General features: G+C 41.7%; 13 protein-coding genes and 3 rRNA genes. 10 read left to right on the top strand and 6 right to left on the bottom strand.

Going from position 1 to position 24,145, the window contains the following annotated elements; translation table 11 throughout:
- Positions 1-13 precede the first annotated feature (13 nt).
- Positions 14-1,219: an IS4 family transposase gene (locus tag AC6H44_RS13875; protein ID WP_500736204.1), complete on the top strand. Its 1,206-nt coding sequence runs from the start codon at positions 14-16 to the stop codon at positions 1,217-1,219.
- Positions 1,220-1,248: 29 nt separating this feature from the next.
- Here AC6H44_RS13875 and AC6H44_RS13870 read toward each other — a convergent pair whose 3' ends face one another.
- The 4 genes from AC6H44_RS13870 to gmk all read right to left on the bottom strand — a co-directional run bounded on the left by AC6H44_RS13870 (position 1,249) and on the right by gmk (position 4,907).
- Positions 1,249-1,641 carry a RidA family protein gene (locus AC6H44_RS13870; RefSeq protein WP_500736203.1) on the bottom strand — a complete coding sequence of 131 codons (393 nt, stop codon included), beginning with the start codon at positions 1,639-1,641 and terminating at the stop codon, positions 1,249-1,251.
- Between the two features lie 12 nt (positions 1,642-1,653).
- A complete protein-coding gene (gene spoT, locus AC6H44_RS13865; RefSeq protein WP_500736202.1) occupies positions 1,654-3,759 on the bottom strand; it encodes a bifunctional GTP diphosphokinase/guanosine-3',5'-bis pyrophosphate 3'-pyrophosphohydrolase in 2,106 nt (701 codons plus the stop codon).
- 127 nt (positions 3,760-3,886) lie between these two features.
- Positions 3,887-4,162, bottom strand: a complete 276-nt coding sequence (gene rpoZ / locus AC6H44_RS13860) for a DNA-directed RNA polymerase subunit omega (RefSeq protein WP_500736201.1) — start codon at positions 4,160-4,162, stop codon at positions 3,887-3,889.
- A gap of 124 nt (positions 4,163-4,286) precedes the next feature.
- Positions 4,287-4,907: a guanylate kinase gene (gene gmk, locus AC6H44_RS13855; protein WP_500736200.1), complete on the bottom strand. Its 621-nt coding sequence runs from the start codon at positions 4,905-4,907 to the stop codon at positions 4,287-4,289.
- A gap of 194 nt (positions 4,908-5,101) precedes the next feature.
- On the opposite strand from gmk, the gene AC6H44_RS13850 reads away from it, so the two are divergent.
- Entirely contained in the window at positions 5,102-6,148 is a 1,047-nt protein-coding gene (locus AC6H44_RS13850; RefSeq protein WP_500736199.1) for a nucleoside monophosphate kinase, read from the top strand.
- A 237-nt stretch (positions 6,149-6,385) separates the two neighbouring features.
- On the opposite strand, the gene AC6H44_RS13845 is transcribed toward AC6H44_RS13850, so the two are convergent.
- On the bottom strand, positions 6,386-9,460 hold the full coding sequence (locus tag AC6H44_RS13845; protein ID WP_500736198.1) for a diguanylate cyclase domain-containing protein: 3,075 nt from the start codon (positions 9,458-9,460) through the stop codon (positions 6,386-6,388).
- Between the two features lie 618 nt (positions 9,461-10,078).
- Positions 10,079-10,939: a YicC/YloC family endoribonuclease gene (locus AC6H44_RS13840; RefSeq protein ID WP_500736197.1), complete on the bottom strand. Its 861-nt coding sequence runs from the start codon at positions 10,937-10,939 to the stop codon at positions 10,079-10,081.
- Positions 10,940-11,118: 179 nt separating this feature from the next.
- Here AC6H44_RS13840 and rph point away from each other — a divergent pair, with 179 nt between their 5' ends.
- The 8 genes from rph (at position 11,119) to gltS (ending at position 23,906) form a co-directional block, all read left to right on the top strand.
- Complete coding sequence (gene rph, locus AC6H44_RS13835; RefSeq protein ID WP_500736195.1) at positions 11,119-11,832, top strand: ribonuclease PH; 714 nt, start codon at positions 11,119-11,121, stop codon at positions 11,830-11,832.
- A 14-nt stretch (positions 11,833-11,846) separates the two neighbouring features.
- Positions 11,847-12,491 (top strand): orotate phosphoribosyltransferase, encoded by a 645-nt coding sequence (pyrE, locus tag AC6H44_RS13830; RefSeq protein ID WP_500736194.1) that lies wholly within the window; start codon positions 11,847-11,849, stop codon positions 12,489-12,491.
- 848 nt (positions 12,492-13,339) lie between these two features.
- Positions 13,340-14,873, top strand: a 16S ribosomal RNA gene (locus AC6H44_RS13825).
- A 460-nt stretch (positions 14,874-15,333) separates the two neighbouring features.
- Positions 15,334-18,330 (top strand): 23S ribosomal RNA (locus AC6H44_RS13820).
- 170 nt (positions 18,331-18,500) lie between these two features.
- Positions 18,501-18,615: ribosomal RNA gene (rrf, locus tag AC6H44_RS13815) — 5S ribosomal RNA — on the top strand.
- Together the 16S, 23S and 5S rRNA genes form the textbook arrangement of a ribosomal RNA operon.
- Positions 18,616-19,011: 396 nt before the next feature.
- Positions 19,012-20,526 (top strand): NAD(P)H-hydrate dehydratase, encoded by a 1,515-nt coding sequence (locus AC6H44_RS13810; RefSeq protein ID WP_500736193.1) that lies wholly within the window; start codon positions 19,012-19,014, stop codon positions 20,524-20,526.
- 204 nt (positions 20,527-20,730) lie between these two features.
- Complete coding sequence (locus AC6H44_RS13805) at positions 20,731-22,623, top strand: methyl-accepting chemotaxis protein (protein ID WP_500736192.1); 1,893 nt, start codon at positions 20,731-20,733, stop codon at positions 22,621-22,623.
- A gap of 86 nt (positions 22,624-22,709) precedes the next feature.
- Entirely contained in the window at positions 22,710-23,906 is a 1,197-nt protein-coding gene (gene gltS / locus AC6H44_RS13800) for a sodium/glutamate symporter (RefSeq protein ID WP_500736191.1), read from the top strand.
- The last annotated feature ends 239 nt before the right edge of the window (positions 23,907-24,145 follow it).

Below are 24,145 nucleotides of genomic sequence, written 5' to 3'. Positions count from 1 at the left end.
CTCACTCATAATCATGAAAGCCACCGAAATATTACACAAAGATATTGCCATTGCCTACCCTGAAATTCATAAAACACGTTTAAATACAGTCTTTACGTTTGTTAACTCAGGCTTGCGTGACCAGCGCGTTACTGTCACTTACCTAGGCCGCGGATTAAAATCATTTTCTAATACCGATAAAAAACATGATATTAAACGCGCAGACCGTTTGATTGGTAATGCTAACCTGCATCAAGAACGTCTTTGTTTCTATGAACATATGACCGAATGCTTAGTAGGCCAGCAACAACACCCACTTATTATCGTTGACTGGTCACCTATTAATGGCGGCGAAATATTTCAAGTGCTCAGGGCAAGCATACCAATGGGGGGAAGAGCGTTAACGCTCTATGAAAAAGTGTATCCTGAAAGCGAATTAAATACCGAAGCGGCTCATCAACACTTACTCGATAGCTTGGCACAGTGTTTACCTGCAGATTGTCAGCCTATTATTTTATCTGATGCTATTTTTAGAACGCCATGGTTTAAAGCCATAGAAGATAAAGGCTGGTATTGGCTTGGGCGCGTCAGAGGCAATGTGACCTTATCTAGCGACCTTGAGACATGGCGAAATTGTAAATCATGGTTTGAGCAAGCAACAGGTAAACCACACCTTCTGACACAGATTTACTACGGAAAAACAGTTCGTTTCGCGTGCCAAGGTGTTTTGTTTAGAGGGAAAAACAAGGGACGTAAAAAAATCAAAAAACGGGGTGGGCAATCTCAATGTACAACGGTTAAATACCAACAACAAAAGGCCAAAGAGCCTTGGCTACTTGTGTTTAATTTACCTACACAATTTACAGATAAGCCTCAACGGATTGTGACTTTATATAAACAACGTATGCAAATAGAAGAAAGTTTCAGAGACACTAAGAATGCAAAACTTGGCATTAGTTTAGCCTTTGCAAATTCAAGAAGCGCAGAAAGGTTTGATAATTTATTGCTCATAGCGGCGTTAATGTTGTTTGTCTTATGGTGCATAGGGTACACCGTGTCGGCACAACAAGGGGATGCGGCATTACAAGCGAATACAGAGAAAAAACGACGAGTATTGTCCTATATTTATCTTGGCAAAGAAGTGGTTGATGATCCTAGGTATGAGCCTGATGGGCAGTTCATTATTTATGTGTATAGCCAGTTGTCACTTCTGACTATACAAATTGATAATTTAGGCTAAATTCGTGGGGATCTCTCAGGCTTTAATGGTTAGTTTGTTGAAGGAAGCTCCATTATGCCATCTATCTCGACTTGTACACCTTTAGGAAGTGCACGAACGCCAATAGCGGCACGAGCAGGGTAAGGCTGCTTAAAGTATTGGCTCATTACTTCGTTTACAATGGCAAAATTTGAAAGATCAGTTAGGTAAATATTTACTTTTACTAAGTCTTGAATAGCACCGCCAGCCTCTTCGCATACCGCACAAATATTCTTAAATACTTGGTGTGTTTGCTCGCTAAAGTCTTCAGAAATAACGTCCATTGTTTCTGGTACAAGTGGAATTTGCCCAGATAAGTAAACAGCTGTCCCTACTTTAACTGCTTGGCTATATGTGCCAATTGCTGCAGGTGCTTTATCCGTTGATATAAATGCTTTATTCATGATGTTCCTATTTTATTTTTTACGATAGACTTTTTGTACATCGGGCATTACACGTATACGACGCATAATATTAGCGACATGGACACGGTTCTTAACTGTGATCCCTAAGTCTATCACGTATAAATTACTTTCTTTTTCATCGGTGGCTATTTCCACAATATTGGCCTGCGTAGTCGCTACCACATTGGTTAATTTAGCCAGCGCACCTTGATGGTTTATAATCTCTACCCTTAAAGCCGCAATGTATTCTTTTTCTGGATTATCATCCCACTTTACTACTAGGTATTTTGAACGTTCATTTTCCCAACCACGAATATTTTTACATTCTTGGCGGTGAACGGTTAACCCTTTGCCTTGGCTTATGTGGGCAGTGATGGCATCGCCAGGGACAGGGCGACAACACTTTGAATAATTAACTAACATGCCTTCGGTGCCAATAATGGTGGCTTTTGCACGCTTGGCAATATCGTTTAAGTCGTCGTTGTCATTTTGTAATAAACGTTTAGCTATCAGCATACTCATTAAATTGCCTGAGCCAATTTCGACTAAAAGCTCTAAAGTAGAACAGAGCTCATGCTCTTCAAGCACTCGAGTAATATTTTCGGTTGGGAGGCTATCAAATTTGTTTTCACCTAGCGCTGAATCAAGTAAGCGACGGCCCAATAATAACGCTTCTTCATGCTGCTGGCTTTTAAGATAGTTACGAACGCCTAATCGTGCTTTTCCAGTGACAATAAAGTTCAGCCATGTTGCATTAGGGTGAGCGCCTGAGCTGGTAATAATTTCTATTGTTTGCCCAGTATCAAGAGCTTTACTTAAAGGATAAGGTTTACGGTTGACACGCGCTCCTACACAGGTATTGCCTACATCAGTATGAACAGCATAAGCAAAATCTACAGCCGTTGCGCCCATAGGGAGTTCAATAATGCGGCCATCTGGAGTGAAAACATAGATTTCTTCAGGAAATAATTCTGTTTTTACATTTTCTATAAACTCAAACGATGAGCCTGCACTTTGTTGTAGCTCTAACAAGCTTTGCATCCATTGACGCGCGCGCTGCTGTGCAGTATGCCCTGCGCTGTCACCTGCTTTTTTATACATCCAGTGAGCTGCAACGCCCTTGTCTGCCATGTGATCCATATCTAAGGTACGAATTTGGATTTCAACAGGAATACCATGTGGACCCACTAATGATGTGTGCAATGATTGATAACCGTTAGTTTTAGGTACGGCTATATAGTCTTTAAAACGGGTTTCAATTGGCTTATATAAGTTATGGGCAACACCAAGAACGCGATAGCAGGTATCCATGGAGTCGACTGCAATACGAAAGGCATAAATATCCATTACTTCATTAAACAGTAGTTCCTTGTTAAGCATTTTTTTGTAAATACTATAAAGGTGTTTTTCTCGACCTGATACGGTGGCTTTGATGCCTGACTCTTCAAGGCGTGCTTCAATTTCAGTTTGAATATTTGAAATAACTTCTTTGCGGTTACCACGTGCTTTAGCAACTTCAGACTTAAGTGCACGATGACGCATTGGGTACAGCGCTAAAAAGCCTAAGTCTTCAAGTTCATTTTTTATATCGTGAATACCTAAGCGATTTGCAATGGGCGCATAAATTTCTAACGTTTCACGTGCAATACGACGACGCTTATCAGGACGAAGCGCCCCTAATGTGCGCATATTATGTGTTCTATCAGCTAGCTTGATGAGAATAACCCGAATATCTTGGGTCATTGCCATAATCATTTTTCGATAGTTTTCAGCTTGAAACTCTTTTTTATCTTTAAAGCTAAGCTTATCAAGTTTGCTTACGCCCTCGACCAATTCTGCGACTGTCTCACCAAAAATTTCAGCTAAATCTTGTTGGCTAAAATCGGTGTCTTCAATCACATCATGCATTAATGCAGCCATAAGAGTTTCATGATCTAGGTGCATACTCGCAAGTATTTGTGTTACTTCAACAGGGTGGGTAATGTAAGGTTCACCACTTGAACGAGTTTGACCCTCATGGGCCTCTCGGGCTACCACATAAGCTTTTTGTACCAGCTCTACATCAGCAGCAGGTAGGTATTCTGATATTTTCTTTTTTAGACCTTCAAAAAGATACATTTACACTCCAATGTTCTCGTGAAGCAAATAGACAACGGTATGTTAAGAATATACGATCAAAAGAAGGGATTGCCAACGGCTATAGTTTAAATACTATGCCGTTAGCCAAATCAAACCGGGCGGTTGATTACTGATTGCCACCAACAATAGCAGCAACAGCAGCCATTTCAGCTGCTTCTTGATGTTGTTGTTCTTGGCGATCAATAACATCCATTGAAGAGTTATCAACCAAACCTAACTCAATTTCACGTAAAGCAATAACGGTTGGTTTATCGTTTTCAGGGTCGACTAGTGGATCTTTACCACCTGTGGCAATTTGGCGGGCACGACGGGCCGCAACTAAAATTAAGTCAAAACGATTACCAATTGCATCTACTGCATCTTCAACTGTTACGCGAGCCATCTTGGCACTCCAAAATAATTTAAAAGCAAAGACGTAGTTTACTGCACGCAGCATGTTTCGCCAATAGCCAGTGGTTAATTTTTATCTGTTTTAGGCATGATCGTACAATTAATCTTAATTTAGATTACTTAAGTAGCTCATTAATTAAGTTTTGATGACGTGTTGTTTGTGCTTTTAGCGTTAATCGCTGTGCAATAATAATCGTTTCTAAATCGCTCAAGGCAGTATCAAAATCATCATTTACTACAATGTAGTCATATTCGTTGAAATGAGAGGTTTCTGATTGAGCTTGCGCCATACGCCCTGCGATAATTTCAGCTGAATCTTGGCCACGGTTGTTTAAACGTTGCTCTAGCTCTTGTTTTGAAGGTGGTAAAATAAAGATAGTTTTTACGTCATTTATTATTTCTCGAACTTGGCGAGCACCTTGCCAATCAATATCTAAAAACACATCAATCCCTGCGACGAGTTGCTCTTCAATGGCTTGTTTAGACGTACCGTAATAATTATCAAATACTTGTGCCCATTCAAAAAAATCATCTTTAGCAATCAAGGTTTTAAACTCATCAACTGATACAAAGTGATAATGTTCTGCATTGTTTTCACCAGGGCGCGGTGCGCGGGTGGTGTGTGATACCGATACTTTCATGTTGGCATGTTTTTTTAGTAATGCATTAATCAAGCTAGATTTACCTGCCCCAGAGGGTGCTGATAATATAAATAAGTTTCCGCGAGAGTGTGCCATTTTTATCTCTATTTAAAAAATAAACCGGCCTAAGTTATAAAGTAACTCAAACCTTAAATGAATACAGTATACTTCATTTGTTTAAAGCCACTCAAGTTTAGACCACTTAGTCACGCACTCAGCAGTAATGTATTTTGTATTGTAACAATTTATGCTTTAGTCTTTATTGTTCTTAATGGTTAAAAGGCATTTAAATGACAGATACAACATTTTTACCAGACAATAAACTATTTATTGTTGTTAGCGGCGCAGGTTTACCTGAGGTAGATGGCTTATATATTCCCTCACAGGCGCCATCGGTAAAATCCGAATCTGGTGTAGTATCTACGCAAGGTTATTGGAACGAAAAAATGGCATGGGACCGTGCCGATGGCAAAGCTGAGCGTAGCCCTGCAATTTCTTATTCTAACAGTTATCAATCATGGCGTATTTGCCGCTTAGATGGCCACCTAGCTTATGAAAGTACCTGTAAAGATGTATTACCGCCTACTAATCAAAAGTGGAATGTATACAAAATGGGTCAAGCGCCTGCACCTAAAATAGAAATTCATCACATAGACCCACGCTTACCTTGCCCTGAGCCTAATGTGGTGTTTGTTTTAGGTGGGCCAGGCGCGGGTAAAGGTACTATGTGCGAACTGGCTGAAATTCAACTAGGCTGGACACATTTATCAACTGGCGACTTATTACGCGCCGAGCAAGCAGCAGGCGGCGAAACCACAAAAATTATTAAACAGTATATTGCTGCCGGTAAATTAGTGCCCAACGAGATTGTAATTAGGTTATTAAAAGATGCCATGGAGCACACCATTCGCACGACGGGTAAGCGCAACTTTTTAATCGATGGTTTTCCTCGCTCATTATCTAACCTTGAAGCATGGTATGAAGTGTTTGGTGATCAAACCGAACTACCAAGCATGATTTATTTTGAATGCCCGCTTGAGGTACTTGAGCAACGTATTTTAGGACGAGCAAAATACTCCGGACGAGCTGATGACAACGTTAATGCTATGAAACTGCGTTTTGATACGTTTAAACAAGAAACCTTGCCAACAGTTGAATTGTTCAAAGGCAAAAATAAATGCATAGAACTCGATACTAGCCAAGGCCGTGAAGCTGTATACAAGCTATTACGAAAACAACTTGCACCGTTTACAAGTAAGCAATTAATGGATCAAGCGCTTACTCAACAGGCTGAAATTTTATTGGGTTTAAGACCTTACCCCAAAAGAGTTAGTTAAAGTGAACTTAAACAGACGTTGTGCAATGTGTAAAAACATAACAAACTAAAAAAGAGCAACAAAACGCAGGCGGAACAATTTTTGTTACTGTGGCAGTGGCAAGAATATGAGCGTTTTATACACTATGCTTAGTAAGTCATGCTGGCATGAACTTAGATTTGTTACTGGCATTGAGTATGGGCTTCGTTAAATCAAATATCATTATTTTACAAGCCCACCAGATATAATAATAGGGCGCTAAAAGCGCTCTATTGTTATCACTGCCTGTGCTTCTGCCTTTTCAATACCTTCTTTAGACCAATTGAGCCAATCATTTAAAGCGGGTGATGTATGCACAAGTGCAGTTCCATTTCGGCCTGTCTCTTTTACACGATATAGCGCCGAATCAATTAGTAGCATGGAGCGCTCCCACTGGTATAAATCTGTTTTTGAATTTTCCCAAGGAAGCCAAATGGCTCCTGCAGACATGGTTAAAGGTGACGATAGCTCAAGCTGATTGTGCAAGCTGGTAAGTACAGTATGAAGCCTATCGCTAAACGCTTTAAAACTTTGCTTTTTAACCGTGGGAACTATAAGTAAAAACTCTTCACCGCCCCAGCGTAGCAAGCAATCCTCTGGTCGACTTACACTTTTTATCGCATTGGCAACATGGGTGAGAACGCTGTCGCCTTTATCATGACCAAATTCGTCATTTATTCGTTTGAAGTAATCTAAATCTAAAAGAAACAATGCGCATACATCATCAGCTTGCTTTTCATCAACACGTCGAGTATTAATTGCGTCAAAGAGCTTAGGCAAATAGTCTTTTATTGCCCTTCTATTACTAAGCCCCGTGAGGTGATCAGTGTTAGCAACTTGTTCCAACACGTCATTTTTTTGCTCAAGCTCTCGGTTCACCCTTTCATAAGCAAGAGTGCGCTCTTCGACCACTTTCTTTAGCATGTTATTTCTGTTTGTCAGCGCCTTGGTTCGCACTGAAAATAACAGCCAGCCCATGTATAACATGACAAAAACCGCTATACTCCTCACCCACCACGTTTCCCACCAGTAAGGTGCGACACTTATCGATAATCTGCTAGCAGGCATCCACTCATCGTTGCCTAGTTTTGCTGATACTTCAAAAGCAAACTCACCTGATGGTAGATGTGTAAAATAGGCTATCTCTCTTTGCCCCGCGTAAACCCAACTGCTATCGCCTTTTGATAAGCGATACCGGTATTGTGGAGGCTCTTCAGACGCAAATACAGGCTTGGTATAGGCTATTTCTAAATTGCGTTCATTCTGAAGCTTTATTATAGAAGTTGAGTTTGAAGAAATAAGGCGCTCGCCGTTTTGGTACACGCCAGAGATAAACAGCGGTGATATAAGTGCTTGCTGCTCAGTGAGATTGACCGACAAAATACCTTCAAGGGTGGGGTAATAAAGCTTGTTGTTAAAAACCACACCGCGGTTATTACCGGCTCCGTTGCAACATCGAACGTCTTTTCTCGATGCAAATGTACCGTCGTGCCTCAATACAATATGTCTTTGTACCTGCTTTTTGTAGAGCTTTGACAAGTTAGCGGAAAATATACCGCTAGCACCTGAGGCCCATAGTCGATTTTCTGTGATATTCACATTGAATAGGTTTTGAAAAGGCAATCCATTTTTTGTCGTGTATTGGTTCCATTCGTCTTGTTTATTTTTTTGAAATAGGCCATCTCCGTAGGTGGCAACAAAAAGATGCCCATTGGGTGACTCTGTAATATTCGATACAAAGGAACTATCTATGCCCGCCATGCGTGTTTGCTGCCATTTAGTATGACTGTTAATATTGTGAGCGTTGGTGCCATACAGCCCTGACTCTGTTCCCACCCAAAGCGTGCCATTTTTTGCTCTATAAATACTGCGAATAGCCTGAAAAGTGAAATGTGACACCTCAACAAACTTGTCCTTTTCTTGTTTAAATAGTCCGTTATTTGTACCGAACCAAAGTGTATTCGCATCTTTATATATGGTATTTACCTGATAGCCTTCAAAGCCGTTGACCGATATTGCAACTGATGTGTCGGCATTTTTACTGTACAAGCCATTTCGGGTGCCTATCCACATTGTGCCGTCGTCAATAAGTAAACTGTACGCAACATTCCCATCTAAGGCGCTCTGAGGGACAGCCAATTGCCACTGTTTATCGTCACCTAGTTTATACACACCCACGTCTGACGCAGCATAAACCGTATCTGTGGTAAAAAACGACCACACCCTAGCGTTTGAAAATGGCTGACCGTAGGCTTCTCGCTTAATAGTTGATGGCCAAAGCACTACTAAGCCATTTGTTTTTGTACCGAGAAAAACAAGGTCATCACTTTGGTAAAAGGTAATAGCATCTCTGGCCAACGAGGGTGTTATCGATTGGTTAAACGACATGTCTAATAAACCACCCACTGGGGTTATCTCATAAAATCTATCGTTGTTACCTAGCAATAGTGGATAGCCACTGTCGTTTAGCATCAGTTTCCGTATTTTCTGCGTGGTAAGCGAAGGAACTTCATTCAAAGCGCAGCCGTCAGTAGCATACTGAAAAGTGCGCAGGTGTTCGTTTTCAAGCATGTAAACGCGCTGATTTGAAACTTGCAGTTGCGAGTATTCCTGTTCGCTAGCCAGAGGGTATTCGCAGGTGGTATTTGTTAAAACATCGTAATGAATCAGCTTATTGTTTGCGCTTAAAAGCCATACACTATTACCGTCTATATTGGCAGCACTTAGCTTTTTTTTGTCTTTCTGTAACGAGGGTGCTGCTATGAGTTTGTTGTTATTCAGTGTCCAAAGTGAGGTACCAAAAAACCACAATTGACCATCTGAGGACTGGTCTATATACGTTATTCTATCTTGAGTCTGCTCGGTAGATACGCGCTCAAAAACGCCATTTGAATAACTCACCACACCGCTGGCAGTGGCAATCCATACACGCTCCGTATCATCTACAAATAGGTATTCTATCCAGTTGGAAGGAAGCGAAGGTTCATTAATAGTATTTAAAATTTCAAACTTTCTGCCGTCAAATCGCGCTAACCCATTTTCAGTTCCCAACCAAAAAAGGCCATCGGTGTCTTGTGCTATAGCATGCACAGATATTTGAGGTAATCCATCAGCAATGACGCGTTGTCCTTTTTCTAATACTTGCGCATTTGTTACCTGCCAATGTTCACTGCGATAATTTTCAGATTCGAGTGCATTCACCGGTTGCGTGCAGGACAACGCTGATATAAGTAATAAAAAGATCAAAGTGTGAATGTGTTTTACATGTAATAAAAAATACTGACGAGAGAACATTTGACTCCACCATAAGCTAATTATCGCAAACTTTAATTAGGGAATATTGTTGATCATTGGTTTACATAAATAACTGAATATAGGATTTATTAACATCAGGGTATAGGGTTAATTAACGCCATATACCATTTTTTGTCATTGCTAACTTTTTGAATGGGCCAAGGTTCACGAAAAAGAGATTTCAGGAGTTAAGCTCATAATATGTACCTTGCGTGATAGGGGTTATTTGATTTCTTAGCCTCTCTACTAACTAGGTTTTGATTGTTTTATCTCACCGAGCCCCGGCACTTACGCTCAAAGATTACTTTTTGGATAGATACGCTAAAAATGCAGTATAAGTCGATAGAGTTTTAAACTGAAAATTAATAATTGATGCGTTATGCAAACCGTTCGGATTTAAAGGTCAAACTCAAAGCAGCTAAGATATTTTACTAATAGTCTCTGTATCGCTTTGCAAAGATAATAGAACCACCAACTCGGTCTGTGTGAAAATAAAATTCTATGGGCATTTGAAATTTAATTAAAACGGGACAAATAAAAAAGCCCTTCATTTACAGGGCTCTTAGCCAAAAAAGTGGGCTTTTTAATATTTTGAGGGAGAGTTTTCTATCCAAGAACCTATTCTATATTCTGGATCTGTTCTCTCATTTGCTCAATTAGCACTTTAAGCTCAACTGCTGCGTTAGTAATGTCACTGTTAATTGATTTAGAGGCCAAAGTATTTGCTTCACGGTTAAACTCTTGCATCATGAAGTCTAGACGACGACCACAAGCGCCACCTTTACTTAAGATTTTACGTGTTTCTTTAACGTGCGACTTTAAGCGGTCTAGCTCTTCGGCGACATCTTGCTTTTGTGCAAGGTAAATCAGCTCTTGTTCAAGGCGTGATTCATCAATATTTGTGGTTAAATCGTCAAGCTTCTGTACTAACTTTTCGCGTTGCCACTTAGTAATTTCTGGCATATGTGCTTCAACAATATCAACTTGCTCTAAAATGGCGGTTAATCGTGTTGTTATCATTTCTTCAAGGTTTTCACCTTCATCAGCACGGGCAGATTTGAAGTCTTCTATAACTTGGTCAAGGCCAGCTATGAGTGCGGTGTTAACACTATCCATGTCTAGCTCTTGCGCTTCCATTACGCCAGGCCAACGTAAAATTTCAACGGGATTAATGTCGCCATTGCTTTGCTGTTGTACCCACTTAGCACTATCAATTAACTGTTCAGCCAGAGACTGATTTATTGATAATTCACCAACATGTGCGGGGTTTGCGACAAATTTTAAGAAAACCTCTACCTTACCACGCTGTAAGTGCTTACGCAGACGCTCGCGTATAACGGGTTCCATGCCACGAAATTGCTCTGGTGCACGAATAAAAGTTTCAAGGTAGCGTTGGTTCACTGAACGAACTTCCCACGTGCCAGTGCCCCATTCGCCTTTTATTTCGCGACGCGCATAAGCTGTCATACTGTGGATCATGGATGTTTTCCTACATTTTTAAATACAATATTTTAATGATTATACCGTAACACTGGTGAAGCTCTAAAGTAAATTTAACCTACTGAGTGTTTTTCAAACATGATTTAACTTAAATCAACATGGCATCTGTATTCACATCCACATATAATGAGGCAAATTCAGAATTAAGGGGATCGTCAATGCGTCCAAGCAAAAGAACACCTAATCAAATTAGACCGGTTACGTTTACACGAAACTACACTTTGCATGCTGAAGGCTCGGTATTAGTAGAGTTTGGTAATACTAAAGTACTTTGTACTGCGACAGTTGAAGCTGGCGTACCACGCTTTATGAAAGGCCAAGGTAAAGGTTGGGTTAACGCAGAATATGGCATGCTACCGCGCGCAACACATACACGAAATAGTCGTGAAGCAACGCGAGGCAAGCAGGGCGGTCGTACAATGGAAATACAGCGACTTATTGCTCGTTCTTTACGTGCCGCAATCGATTTGAAAGCACTAGGTGAAAACACCATAACTATTGATTGTGATGTAATTCAAGCCGATGGTGGTACGCGTACAGCATCAATTAGTGGTGCATGTGTTGCACTCGTTGATGCGCTTACTTACATGCGTGCAAAAGGAATGATTAATTCTAACCCACTTAAGCATATGATCGCGGCTATTTCCGTTGGTATTTATAAAGGTCAAGCGATTAGCGATTTAGAATACCTTGAAGATTCTGACGCTGAAACCGACATGAATGTAATTTTAACTGAAACAGGGAAAATTATTGAAGTACAAGGCACTGCTGAAGGTGAACCTTTCTCGTTTGACGAACTTGATGAGCTACTTACGCTTGCGAAGCATTCAATCCGCGAAATCATTGATGTACAAAAACAAGCACTAGCATAAATAGGTAATCAGCAATGAAAGAATATCAAAAAGAATTTATTGAATTTGCTTTAGAAAAGCAGGTATTAAAGTTTGGTGAGTTTACTTTAAAGTCTGGTCGTATTAGCCCTTACTTTTTTAATGCGGGTTTATTTAATACCGGTCGTGATTTGGCGCGCTTAGGTCGCTTTTATGCTGCGGCACTTGAAGATGCGGCAATTGAATACGATGTACTATTTGGCCCAGCTTATAAAGGTATTCCAATTGCAACAACAACCGCTGTTGCGTTGGCTGATCATTACAATAAAGATGTACCTTACTGCTTTAACCGTAAAGAGAAAAAAGCACACGGTGAAGGTGGCAGCCTAGTTGGATCTGAACTTAAAGGTAAGATCATGTTAGTTGATGATGTGATCACAGCTGGTACTGCAATCCGTGAATCAATGGAAATCATCGCTGACAATGGCGCTGATTTGAGTGGTGTATTAATTGCACTTGATCGTCAAGAAAAAGGTAAAGCAGAGCTTTCAGCTATACAAGAGGTAGAGCGTGACTTTAATACTCAAGTTACTTCTATCGTTAAATTGGCTGATTTAATTAGTTACCTTGAGATCCAAGGTACCATGGATGAGCATTTAGCCGCGGTAAAAGCTTACCGGGATCAATACGGTGTAGCATAAATAGTAGCCTCGCAAGTGCGGGGCTTTATTTTGCCTAAAATTTAGCAGAACTCGCATTAATAGTTAAAGTGAGTTAATTTTCATAGTCGAGTGATTAAATTCAACTATAGCCATAAAAGCATTAGCAGATCGTATAAGTACAGAGATTGATGTTCTGTCTGATCAAGCTAAAGATATAAGAACCACAGCGGTTACTCTAATTTGTGATCATGATGATCCTTCCGGTTGTTAGCTTTCACATATTTAAGGGCGATCTGGCAGTTAAACGCTTAAATAACGCGTTTGTTGTTAATAAATTGATAGTTATGTTGTATTTTTAGCCCCTACCGTTCAAATATCCAGCGAACAGTCATTTATTTCAAGTTTTCTTCAAAAAAAGGGTTGATCTGTTTTTGGATCTCCCTATAATGCGACCCCACTGAGACGGCAGACAGCAACGGTTAAGATGCAAGAGTCACTTAGTAAGTTGAGTAAAACTTGAGTTTAGATTTTTAATAAAGTTTAAAATTAAGTGTTGACAAGAAAATAGGAAAGCGTAATATGCGCAGCCCTAGCGAGATAAAGTTTAACTTTAACCGCAACCGGGTAACCGGTATAGCTCTTTAACAATATAAAGCAATCATCTGTGTGGGCACTCGTGCAGATTGAGTTCTAACAGCCAAACTTAGTTTACTAAGTTTGGCAAAAAATTTAGAGTCTCAATGTGTTTTCTCGAAAGAGAAACTGAGTGACCAATAGCAATAAATTTATTTATTGCAGCACAGTCAATTCAATATCGAAAGATATTAAATAAATTCAGAATTCATTGAGCAGTCTCATCTCTTTATTGAGTGGGAAGAAAAAACTTTTAATTGAAGAGTTTGATCATGGCTCAGATTGAACGCTGGCGGCAGGCCTAACACATGCAAGTCGAGCGGTAACATTTCTAGCTTGCTAGAAGATGACGAGCGGCGGACGGGTGAGTAATGCTTGGGAACATGCCTTGAGGTGGGGGACAACAGTTGGAAACGACTGCTAATACCGCATAATGTCTACGGACCAAAGGGGGCTTCGGCTCTCGCCTTTAGATTGGCCCAAGTGGGATTAGCTAGTTGGTGAGGTAATGGCTCACCAAGGCGACGATCCCTAGCTGGTTTGAGAGGATGATCAGCCACACTGGGACTGAGACACGGCCCAGACTCCTACGGGAGGCAGCAGTGGGGAATATTGCACAATGGGCGCAAGCCTGATGCAGCCATGCCGCGTGTGTGAAGAAGGCCTTCGGGTTGTAAAGCACTTTCAGTCAGGAGGAAAGGGTGTGAGTTAATACCTCACATCTGTGACGTTACTGACAGAAGAAGCACCGGCTAACTCCGTGCCAGCAGCCGCGGTAATACGGAGGGTGCGAGCGTTAATCGGAATTACTGGGCGTAAAGCGTACGCAGGCGGTTTGTTAAGCGAGATGTGAAAGCCCCGGGCTCAACCTGGGAACTGCATTTCGAACTGGCAAACTAGAGTGTGATAGAGGGTGGTAGAATTTCAGGTGTAGCGGTGAAATGCGTAGAGATCTGAAGGAATACCGATGGCGAAGGCAGCCACCTGGGTCAACACTGACGCTCATGTACGAAAGCGTGGGGAGCAAACAGGATTAGATACCCTGGTAGTCCACGCCGTAAACGATGTCTACTAGAAGCTCGGAGCCTCGGTTCTGTTTTTCAAAGCTAACGCATTAAGTAGACCGCCTGGGGAGTACGGCCGCAAGGTTAAAACTCAAATGAATTGACGGGGGCCCGCACAAGCGGTGGAGCATGTGGTTTAATTCGATGCAACGCGAAGAACCTTACCTACACTTGACATACTCAAAAGGCGAAAGAGATTTTGCTGTGCCTTCGGGAATTGAGATACAGGTGCTGCATGGCTGTCGTCAGCTCGTGTTGTGAGATGTTGGGTTAAGTCCCGCAACGAGCGCAACCCCTATCCTTAGTTGCTAGCAGGTAATGCTGAGAACTCTAAGGAGACTGCCGGTGATAAACCGGAGGAAGGTGGGGACGACGTCAAGTCATCATGGCCCTTACGTGTAGGGCTACACACGTGCTACAATGGCGCATACAGAGTGCTGCGAACCTGCGAAGGTAAGCGAATCACTTAAAGTGCGTCGTAGTCCGGATTGGAGTCTGCAACTCGACTCCATGAAGTCGGAATCGCTAGTAATCGCGTATCAGAATGACGCGGTGAATACGTTCCCGGGCCTTGTACACACCGCCCGTCACACCATGGGAGTGGGTTGCTCCAGAAGTAGATAGTCTAACCTTAGGGAGGACGTTTACCACGGAGTGATTCATGACTGGGGTGAAGTCGTAACAAGGTAGCCCTAGGGGAACCTGGGGCTGGATCACCTCCTTATACGATTTAGAACTTATTTGTTCGTAGTGTCCACACAGATGAATGTTTATAAATCTCGCTGCGCGATGCGAAGCAGATTTTATTGCTCTTTAAAAATTTGGAAAAGCTGATAATAAAATTCGTATGAATAACATTTGTTATTTGTACAGAGTTTTCAAAAGTAAAAAAGAATGATAGCAGTATCGTTCAGTGCCATTTAATGAACGTTTGTGTTTGTTGATTGGTATCTACTTTAGTATCTCGCATCAATTCACTCATATGTTAGGCAGTTCTAGCGGCCTAAAATGAGCGTTACCTGCGTTAGATTATTTATTAATAGGAACCACTATTAACTGCATAATCTGCCTTTTTATCACTCATTTATATGCTCGCTATACCAAGCCGAACACATAAGAGAACTGATGCATTAACTTCTGGCGAAGTTAAACTGTCACACAACAAAGACCCGTTTGGGTTGTATGGTTAAGTGACTAAGCGTACACGGTGGATGCCTTGGCAGTTGGAGGCGATGAAGGACGTATTAACTTGCGATAAGCCTAGTCAAGCTAGTAAAAAGCACTTGAGACTAGGATTTCCGAATGGGGAAACCCACCTGCTTGCAGGTATCGTTAACTGAATACATAGGTTAACGAAGCGAACGCGGAGAACTGAAACATCTAAGTACCCGTAGGAAAAGAAATCAACCGAGATTCCGAAAGTAGCGGCGAGCGAAATCGGAACAGCCCTTAAGCTTATTATGTGTTAATGGAAGGCTGCTGGAAAGCGCCACGATACAGGGTGATAGTCCCGTACATGAAAACGCATTTTAAGTGAAATCGAGTAGGTCGGAGCACGTGAAACTTTGACTGAATATAGGTGGACCATCATCTAAGGCTAAATACTCCCAACTGACCGATAGTGAACCAGTACCGTGAGGGAAAGGCGAAAAGAACCCCTGTGAGGGGAGTGAAATAGAACCTGAAACCGTGTACGTACAAGCAGTAGGAGCCTACTTGTTGGGTGACTGCGTACCTTTTGTATAATGGGTCAGCGACTTATATTTTGTAGCGAGGTTAACCGATTAGGGTAGCCGTAGGGAAACCGAGTCTTAACTGGGCGAATAGTTGCAAGGTATAGACCCGAAACCCGGTGATCTAGCCATGGGCAGGTTGAAGATTGAGTAACATCAATTGGAGGACCGAACCCACTAACGTTGAAAAGTTAGGGGATGACCTGTGGTTAGGAGTGAAAGGCTAATCAAACCGGGAGATAGCTGGTTCTCCCCGAAATCTATTTAGGTAGAGCCTCGGACGAATACTTACGGGGGTAGAGCACTGTTAAGGCTAGGGGGTCATCCCGACTTACCAACCCTTTGCAAACTCCGAATACCGTAAAGTACTATCCGGGAGACACACGGCGGGTGCTAACGTCCGTCGTGAAGAGGGAAACAACCCAGACCGCCAGCTAAGGTCCCCAAGTCATAGTTAAGTGGGAAACGATGTGGAAAGGCCCAGACAGCCAGGAGGTTGGCTTAGAAGCAGCCATCCTTTAAAGAAAGCGTAATAGCTCACTGGTCGAGTCGGTCTGCGCGGAAGATGTAACGGGGCTAAACTATGCACCGAAGCTGCGGATTTGAGCATACCACCCAAGCTATTTTGATTAACGTTGACAGCGCGAAGCGCCCAGCGTTCAAGCGTCACCTAAACGTGAGTCGGTGATGATAGAGATAGTTTCGGGGTATGCTCAAGTGGTAGGGGAGCGTTCTGTAAGCGGTTGAAGGTGTGCCGGGAGGCATGCTGGACGTATCAGAAGTGCGAATGCTGACATGAGTAACGATAATGCGGGTGAAAAACCCGCACGCCGGAAGACCAAGGGTTCCTATCCCATGTTAATCAGGGTAGGGTAAGTCGACCCCTAAGGCGAGGCCGAAAGGCGTAGTCGATGGGAAACGGATTAATATTTCCGTACTTGGTATAATTGCGATGGGGGGACGGAGCAGGCTAAGCAAGCATGGCGATGGTAGTCCATGTGAAAGTGAGTAGGTTGGTGACTTAGGAAAATCCGGGTTGCGCTCTTTATTGAGGAAACTGAGACACGAGACGAGTCACTAAGGTGATGAAGTTGCTGATGCCATACTTCCAGGAAAAGCCTCTAAGCTTCAGATTATACCGAATCGTACCCCAAACCGACACAGGTGGTCAGGTAGAGAATACTAAGGCGCTTGAGAGAACTCGGGTGAAGGAACTAGGCAAAATCGTACCGTAACTTCGGGAGAAGGTACGCTCCGATGGGTGACGGGACTTGCTCCCTGAGCTAATTGGAGCCGCAGTGACCAGGTGGCTGGGACTGTTTATTAAAAACACAGCACTGTGCAAAATCGCAAGATGACGTATACGGTGTGACACCTGCCCGGTGCCGGAAGGTTAATTGATGGGGTTATCTTCGGAGAAGCTCTTGATCGAAGCCCCGGTAAACGGCGGCCGTAACTATAACGGTCCTAAGGTAGCGAAATTCCTTGTCGGGTAAGTTCCGACCTGCACGAATGGTGTAACCATGGCCACGCTGTCTCCACCCGAGACTCAGTGAAATTGAAATCGCAGTGAAGATGCTGTGTACCCGCGGCTAGACGGAAAGACCCCGTGAACCTTTACTACAGCTTGGCACTGAACATTGAACCTACATGTGTAGGATAGGTGGGAGACTAAGAAGCAGAGACGCTAGTTTTTGTGGAGTCGACCTTGAAATACCACCCTTGTAGTTTTGATGTTCTAACGTTGGCCCCTGAATCGGGGTTACGGACAGTGCCTGGTGGGTAGTTTGACTGGGGCGGTCTCCTCCCAAAGAGTAACGGAGGAGCACGAAGGTTGGCTAAGTACGGTCGGACATCGTACGGTTAGTGTAATGGTAGAAGCCAGCTTAACTGCGAGACAGACACGTCGAGCAGGTACGAAAGTAGGTCATAGTGATCCGGTGGTTCTGAATGGAAGGGCCATCGCTCAACGGATAAAAGGTACTCCGGGGATAACAGGCTGATACCGCCCAAGAGTTCATATCGACGGCGGTGTTTGGCACCTCGATGTCGGCTCATCACATCCTGGGGCTGAAGTCGGTCCCAAGGGTATGGCTGTTCGCCATTTAAAGTGGTACGCGAGCTGGGTTTAGAACGTCGTGAGACAGTTCGGTCCCTATCTGCCGTGGGCGTTTGAGAATTGAGAGGGGTTGCTCCTAGTACGAGAGGACCGGAGTGAACGAACCGCTGGTGTTCGGGTTGTCATGCCAATGGCATTGCCCGGTAGCTACGTTCGGAACTGATAAGCGCTGAAAGCATCTAAGCGCGAAGCAGGCCTCGAGATGAGTTCTCACTAGACTTTTAAAGTCTCTGAAGGGCCGTTGAAGACCACAACGTTGATAGGCAAGGTGTGGAAGCATGGTGACATGTTAAGCTAACTTGTACTAATTACCCGTGAGGCTTAACCATACAACGCCAAACGCGTTTTATGTGATAGTGAAACAAGCGCAGAAGTTAATATAACTAAAGTAGATTTACTAGCAGCTGCAAGCGATAAGCTTTCAGCGGTAAGAAAACAATTATCAGCATTTTCAAATTTTAATTAATTGGCTCGAAAGAGCGGATTAATACCAAATTTGCTTGGTGACAATAGCGTTTTGGACCCACCTGACCCCATGCCGAACTCAGTAGTGAAACGAAACAGCGCCGATGATAGTGTAGCATTTGCTATGTGAAAGTAGGACATTACCAGGTTCCAAATAAGAGAAACCCGTTACAGCAATGTAGCGGGTTTTTTTTTGTCTAAAATAAAGTATCAGCGTTAAGCCGTCAGCTACCAGTTGCACAGTAAGCGTCAACCTGACCATCGTAGCGTGGGTTGAGTATCACGAAACCCACGGGCAAAAGAACGCGACGATCACCTCAGAGCCTAATGCATACTCTACCGCTGTGGGCACTACGACATTCCAATGCGTTGTTGGTAGATAGCAGCGCACCGACATAAGATAGCAACTCAATGTAAAGTGATAATAAATACTCAAATCAGCGCATTGCATCCTTATTCCTGCTTTTTATATTTATGATTTTACTTGAAAAAAAGTAACTGGGCCCAAAGTCTACTCAATAGACACTTATTTTAATGAGTTACTCATGTCGTTATTAACTTCATCTTCTAAAGTTAAACAATCAGTATATTTAGCACAACAAATAAGAGAACATGAAGGCAATGCTGCAAAAGTCAGTGGTTGCGATTTGTATACCCTAATGGAGCGAGCTGGGCATGCCGTTTTTTTAAATTGGAAAACATTAAATGCACAGCAGACTCTAGTACTCGTAGGGAGTGGCAATAACGCAGGAGATGGCTATATTGCGGCTAGCCTTATTAAGCAAGCCGATAGGCATGTCGTGGTGTGTGCTGTTGATAAAAATAAAGAATTAACCGGTGATGCTGCAAAAGCGCAAAAATACTGGATTGATTATGGTGGTGAAATATTTAATTTTAATGCTGATACACTCGATGAGTGTGATGTAATCATTGATGCATTACTCGGCACAGGCCTTGAAAATACAGTACGCGATAATGTGGCCGCTATAATTAATGCGGCGAATGAGAGCGCTAAGCCAATACTGAGTATTGATGTGCCATCAGGTATAAATGCTGATACAGGCCAACCTTTAGGCATTGCAATTAAAGCCACTAAAACAATTACTTTTGTAGGGGTAAAACAAGGGTTAACAACGGCTGCGGGTAAGCAGTATGCCGGTGAACTTATCTTTGATGACTTGGCTATTGGCGAGTCATTCGTAGAATTAGCAAGCCCTTCGGGTAAGCTTATCAATATCAATAGCTTTAAGGGCTTACTCCCGCGTATTTTGAACAGCCATAAAGGTAGTTATGGAAAATTACTGTGTATTGGTGGCAATCAAGGGATGTCAGGGGCTATAAGATTAAGCAGCGAGGCCGCACTTAGAGCTGGTGCTGGTATGGTTAGAGTGTATACCCATGAAAGCTCAACTATGCCTATCAGTTTTGGCCGGCCAGAGCTCATGGTAATCAGTCACAACTTGCAACAAGCATTGGAGTGGGCAAGCTGTGCTGTTATTGGCCCAGGCCTTGGAGAGGACAAATGGGCACAAAATACCTTTAATGAAGTTATTGAGTATTGTACAAGTAATAACATGCCTTTAGTTATTGATGCCGATGCACTTAATTTACTTGCTACACAAGCTTCACCGAAAATACACTCGCGGTGTGTACTTACCCCGCATCCGGGTGAAGCTTCTCGATTATTAAATGTGACCACTAAGGAAATAGAGTCTGATCGGTTCAGCTATGTTCAACAATGTGCTAAACGTTACTCAGCAGTTTGTGTTTTAAAAGGCGCAGGAACTTTAATAGCTGATGGTAAGCAGCATACTTGGATTTGTGAAGAGGGAAGTCCTGCACTTGCTGTTGGCGGTAGCGGTGATGCTCTCACTGGTATTATAGGTGCATTACTTGCTCAGGGTTTAGCGTGCGACGAAGCCGCTTCGCATGGCGTGACTCTCCATGCTAAAGCTGGTGAGATCGCCGGTGAACAAGCAGGAGAAAGAGGTATGTTACCTAGCGATCTGTTTTGTATAGTAAGGCGGTTAATTAATAACAAAAAACCTTCATTTAACTAGTTGAATGAATATTTCAGTTGTTTGAATATTGTAAATAAAATTTTTTAAGTTAATTTGCTCTTTTTTTTGATAAATCAATTAATCTTCTTATACTTAGGTAACGCTGTTTGATTGTAACTGAGGTTAAAAATGTTAATACAAAAAAAGATGTATGTAGGGAGCTTATTACTCATAGTTTTTTCCTTATTAGTTTTAACCGTCATTATGCAATTGGTAATCACACCAATAATAAAAAATGAGGCTATTTCTGCAGCCAAGTTACAGGCTAAAGTAATTGGTGAATCATTTGCTAAAGATTTAGGTAAAAGTGCAGCATTAACTAAAAGCCTATCTGTTGTCGCCCAAACACTTCCACTTGATAAAAATCAGTTTATTAACAATTTGGCGCCGCTAATTGCCAGTGGTTCAGGCATAGCGGGTGGTGGTATATGGCCAGAGCCAAATGCGCTAGTACCATCAGAACGCAAAGCATCTCTTTTTTGGGCTAAAGGGGATAATGGCCAATACACATTATTAGATGATTATAATCAATCGGATAGTAGCCCATATCAACAAGAAAGTTGGTATACAAGTGCAGCTAAAGCCAAACCCGGAGTATGTGTTTGGTCTGAGGCTTATGTTGATGCTGTGTCTAATGTACCTATGGTGACCTGCTCGGTTAAAATTGAGCGAAATAATCAGTTTTGGGGAGTCGCCACCTTAGATATAGAACTATCTCATATTGAAAAATCACTACTTAGCGAAAACCAAGCTACGGGTACTTTTAGCTTTATTATCGATAGTGCCCAGCAATTTGTTTCGATTCCTGGCTTCAGAGACATTGAATTAGCAATGCTTAACTTCTCGCAAGCAATAAATAAAGATAACTCTTTGGAGCCTTTAGTTAACGCCTTGAAAAATAATGATAACTCTGTAGCTGAATTTAATGCAGGTGTTATAAAAGGCGACAGTTCAATTTTAGTAACTTTTTCGCTACCTGAACAAAAGTGGCGTTCTGGTGTTATTATCCCGACAGCAATCGCAAAAAAAGCGGCTAATACACTTACTTATTATTTGTATGGTTCGTTTATCCTACTCATTGTAATATTTATATCAGCGCTATTAGTTTTTGGTAGGCGCTTAGTTGAACAGATAGAGCAAACCACAACCCAAGTTCGTTCATTGATACAACGTCAAACTGATTCCAAGTTATCTGTTTCAGGGGATGACGAAATGAGTCATCTTTGTGAGGCTATTAATGATTATGGAGATCACCTAATTAAAATTCTTGAGTTGATCAAACAAGAGGCTACTTCTGTTAAAAATAATGCAGAGTCTATGGATAACTTGAGTAACAACAGCCAGCAACGCGCACACGAGTTAATGCAAGAAAACGAGTTATTGGCCACTGCTATTAACGAAATGTCGATAGCAGCTTCATCGGCCTCTGAAGATATTGGTGGTGTTGCCGACATCACAGCTAAATCGTCAGATCTTGTAAATTCAGGATTTAATGTTATTGAGCAAAACGCAGAATCTATTCAGCTATTGTTTGATAAATTAACTGAGTCTTCGAATGCAATCTCACAAATCTCTGAAGATTCACAACAGGTTGGCTCGGTATTAGATGTGATCATGAATATCTCTGAGCAAACTAATTTACTTGCGCTTAATGCCGCTATAGAGGCTGCTCGTGCTGGTGATTCTGGTAGAGGATTTGCGGTAGTTGCTGATGAAGTTAGAACATTAGCACAAAGGACTCAACAATCAGCCGGTGAAATTGAAACCATGATAAGCCAGTTGCAACAAGCCGCTGCAAAGGGGGTAAGTGTTATTCAAGAGTGCCGGGAGTTTTCAGAAATTGTTAATGAGCGTTCAAGTACAACACGCGCGCAATATGAAAATATAGTTGAGGCATTTAACGACATTAAAGGGCGCTCAGCGAATATTGCTGTGGCCACTGAAGAACAGGCTCAAGTAACTGTAAATGTTAAAAAGTTAGCGGAACGTATCCGAGAAATATCAGGAAAAAATGCCGCCGATGCCGAAGATTTTAGAGAAGTAAGCAAAACGTCTAACAGCCAAGCACAAAGACTTTACGAGATCAGCCAGCAGTAATTACATTGTTATAAAATATTATAAGTTATTATTTAAAATGGAAATCTAGCTAGCATTAACAATAAGCTCTGATCACGGATAACTGAATGCTTGAATTAGATCAACGTCAAACGATTATTGTAGCAATATTAGTTCTTTTTTTAGGCAAAGCACTAAATAAAAAATTAGCTTTTCTGCGAGAATATAATATTCCAGAGCCTGTTACTGGGGGGATGTTAGCCTCTGTTTTTGTAGGTGCTATTTATGCCTTCTCGGGGGCAACAATTAGTTTTGAACTTGTAGGCCGCGATCAATTTTTGATTATTTTTTTTACTTGTGTCGGCTTAAATGCGCGATTTTCTAGCCTATTAAAAGGTGGTTACGCGCTTGTTATTTTGTTAGTCCTTGCAATTGTATATCTGGTGTTGCAAAACATAACGGGTTTAGTGGTCAGTGAGTTCTCATCATTACATCCCGCGGTTGGGCTATTAGGTGGATCTGTATCTTTAAGTGGCGGGCATGGCACAGCTATTGCCTGGGCTGAAATTTTTGAAAATAAGTTTGCAATTACTAATGCCATCGAGATTGGTATTGCTTGTGCTACTTTTGGACTTATTTTTGGCGGTATTATTGGCGGCCCTATCGCCAAGTTTTTAATTAAGCGCTATCAGCTCAACCCCGCAGGCAACGCTGCTATTGCCCTTGGCGGTGAATATAGTCAAGGAGAAAGGATTCATGTTGATACGGTATTGCATTGCATTATAGTCATTAGCATTGCGATTGGTATTGGCTTAGAGCTTAACCAAATTTTATTATCTTTTGGTTTAATTTTACCAGAGTTTGTTACTTCCTTATTTGCAGGCATTATATTAACAAATACAGTTCCTTTTATTTTAAAGAAATGGAGTTGGCCATCAGGTACGCATTCTTTAAATTTAATCAGTGAATTAAGTTTAGGGTTGTTTTTAGCAATATCGTTAATGAGTTTGCAGTTGTGGACACTGCTTGGACTGGCTGTTCCAATATTGCTGATACTTTTAGCGCAGGTTTTTGTTATAACAATATTTGTTATTTTTGTGGTATTTAGATTGTTAGGTAAAGATTATGATGCAGCAGTTATTGCTGCAGGCTATGAAGGCTATGCAGGTTTAGGTGCAACGCCGACTGCTATTGTTAATATGAATGCCGTTACCGAGCGGTTTGGCCCATCAGAAAAAGCATTTATAGTTGTTCCTTTAGTAGGTGCTTTTTTTATTGATATAGCAAATACATTTATTATTCAATTATTTATAAGTATATTATAAATAATTACAGTTAAAATATATTAATGATATGACGTGCTATAGCATAGTCATTATAGAGCTTTAAAAAACTCTACCGAACTGTTTGATTCTTACTATAAGCATATTTTTATTTAAATTATCCTGTGATCGAATCATGTTAAGTATAAAAGAAAGTAATACATGGTTGCTCAACCTCAAAGTATTAATTCATTACCTCGAAAGTGGCTAAAAATAGTCGTTTTATCACCTTTATCACCTTT

Source organism: Pseudoalteromonas sp. TAP-3C (assembly GCF_059888565.1).
Note: the sequence above shows the minus strand (reverse complement) of the source record. Positions and strands in the feature narration are given on the sequence as shown.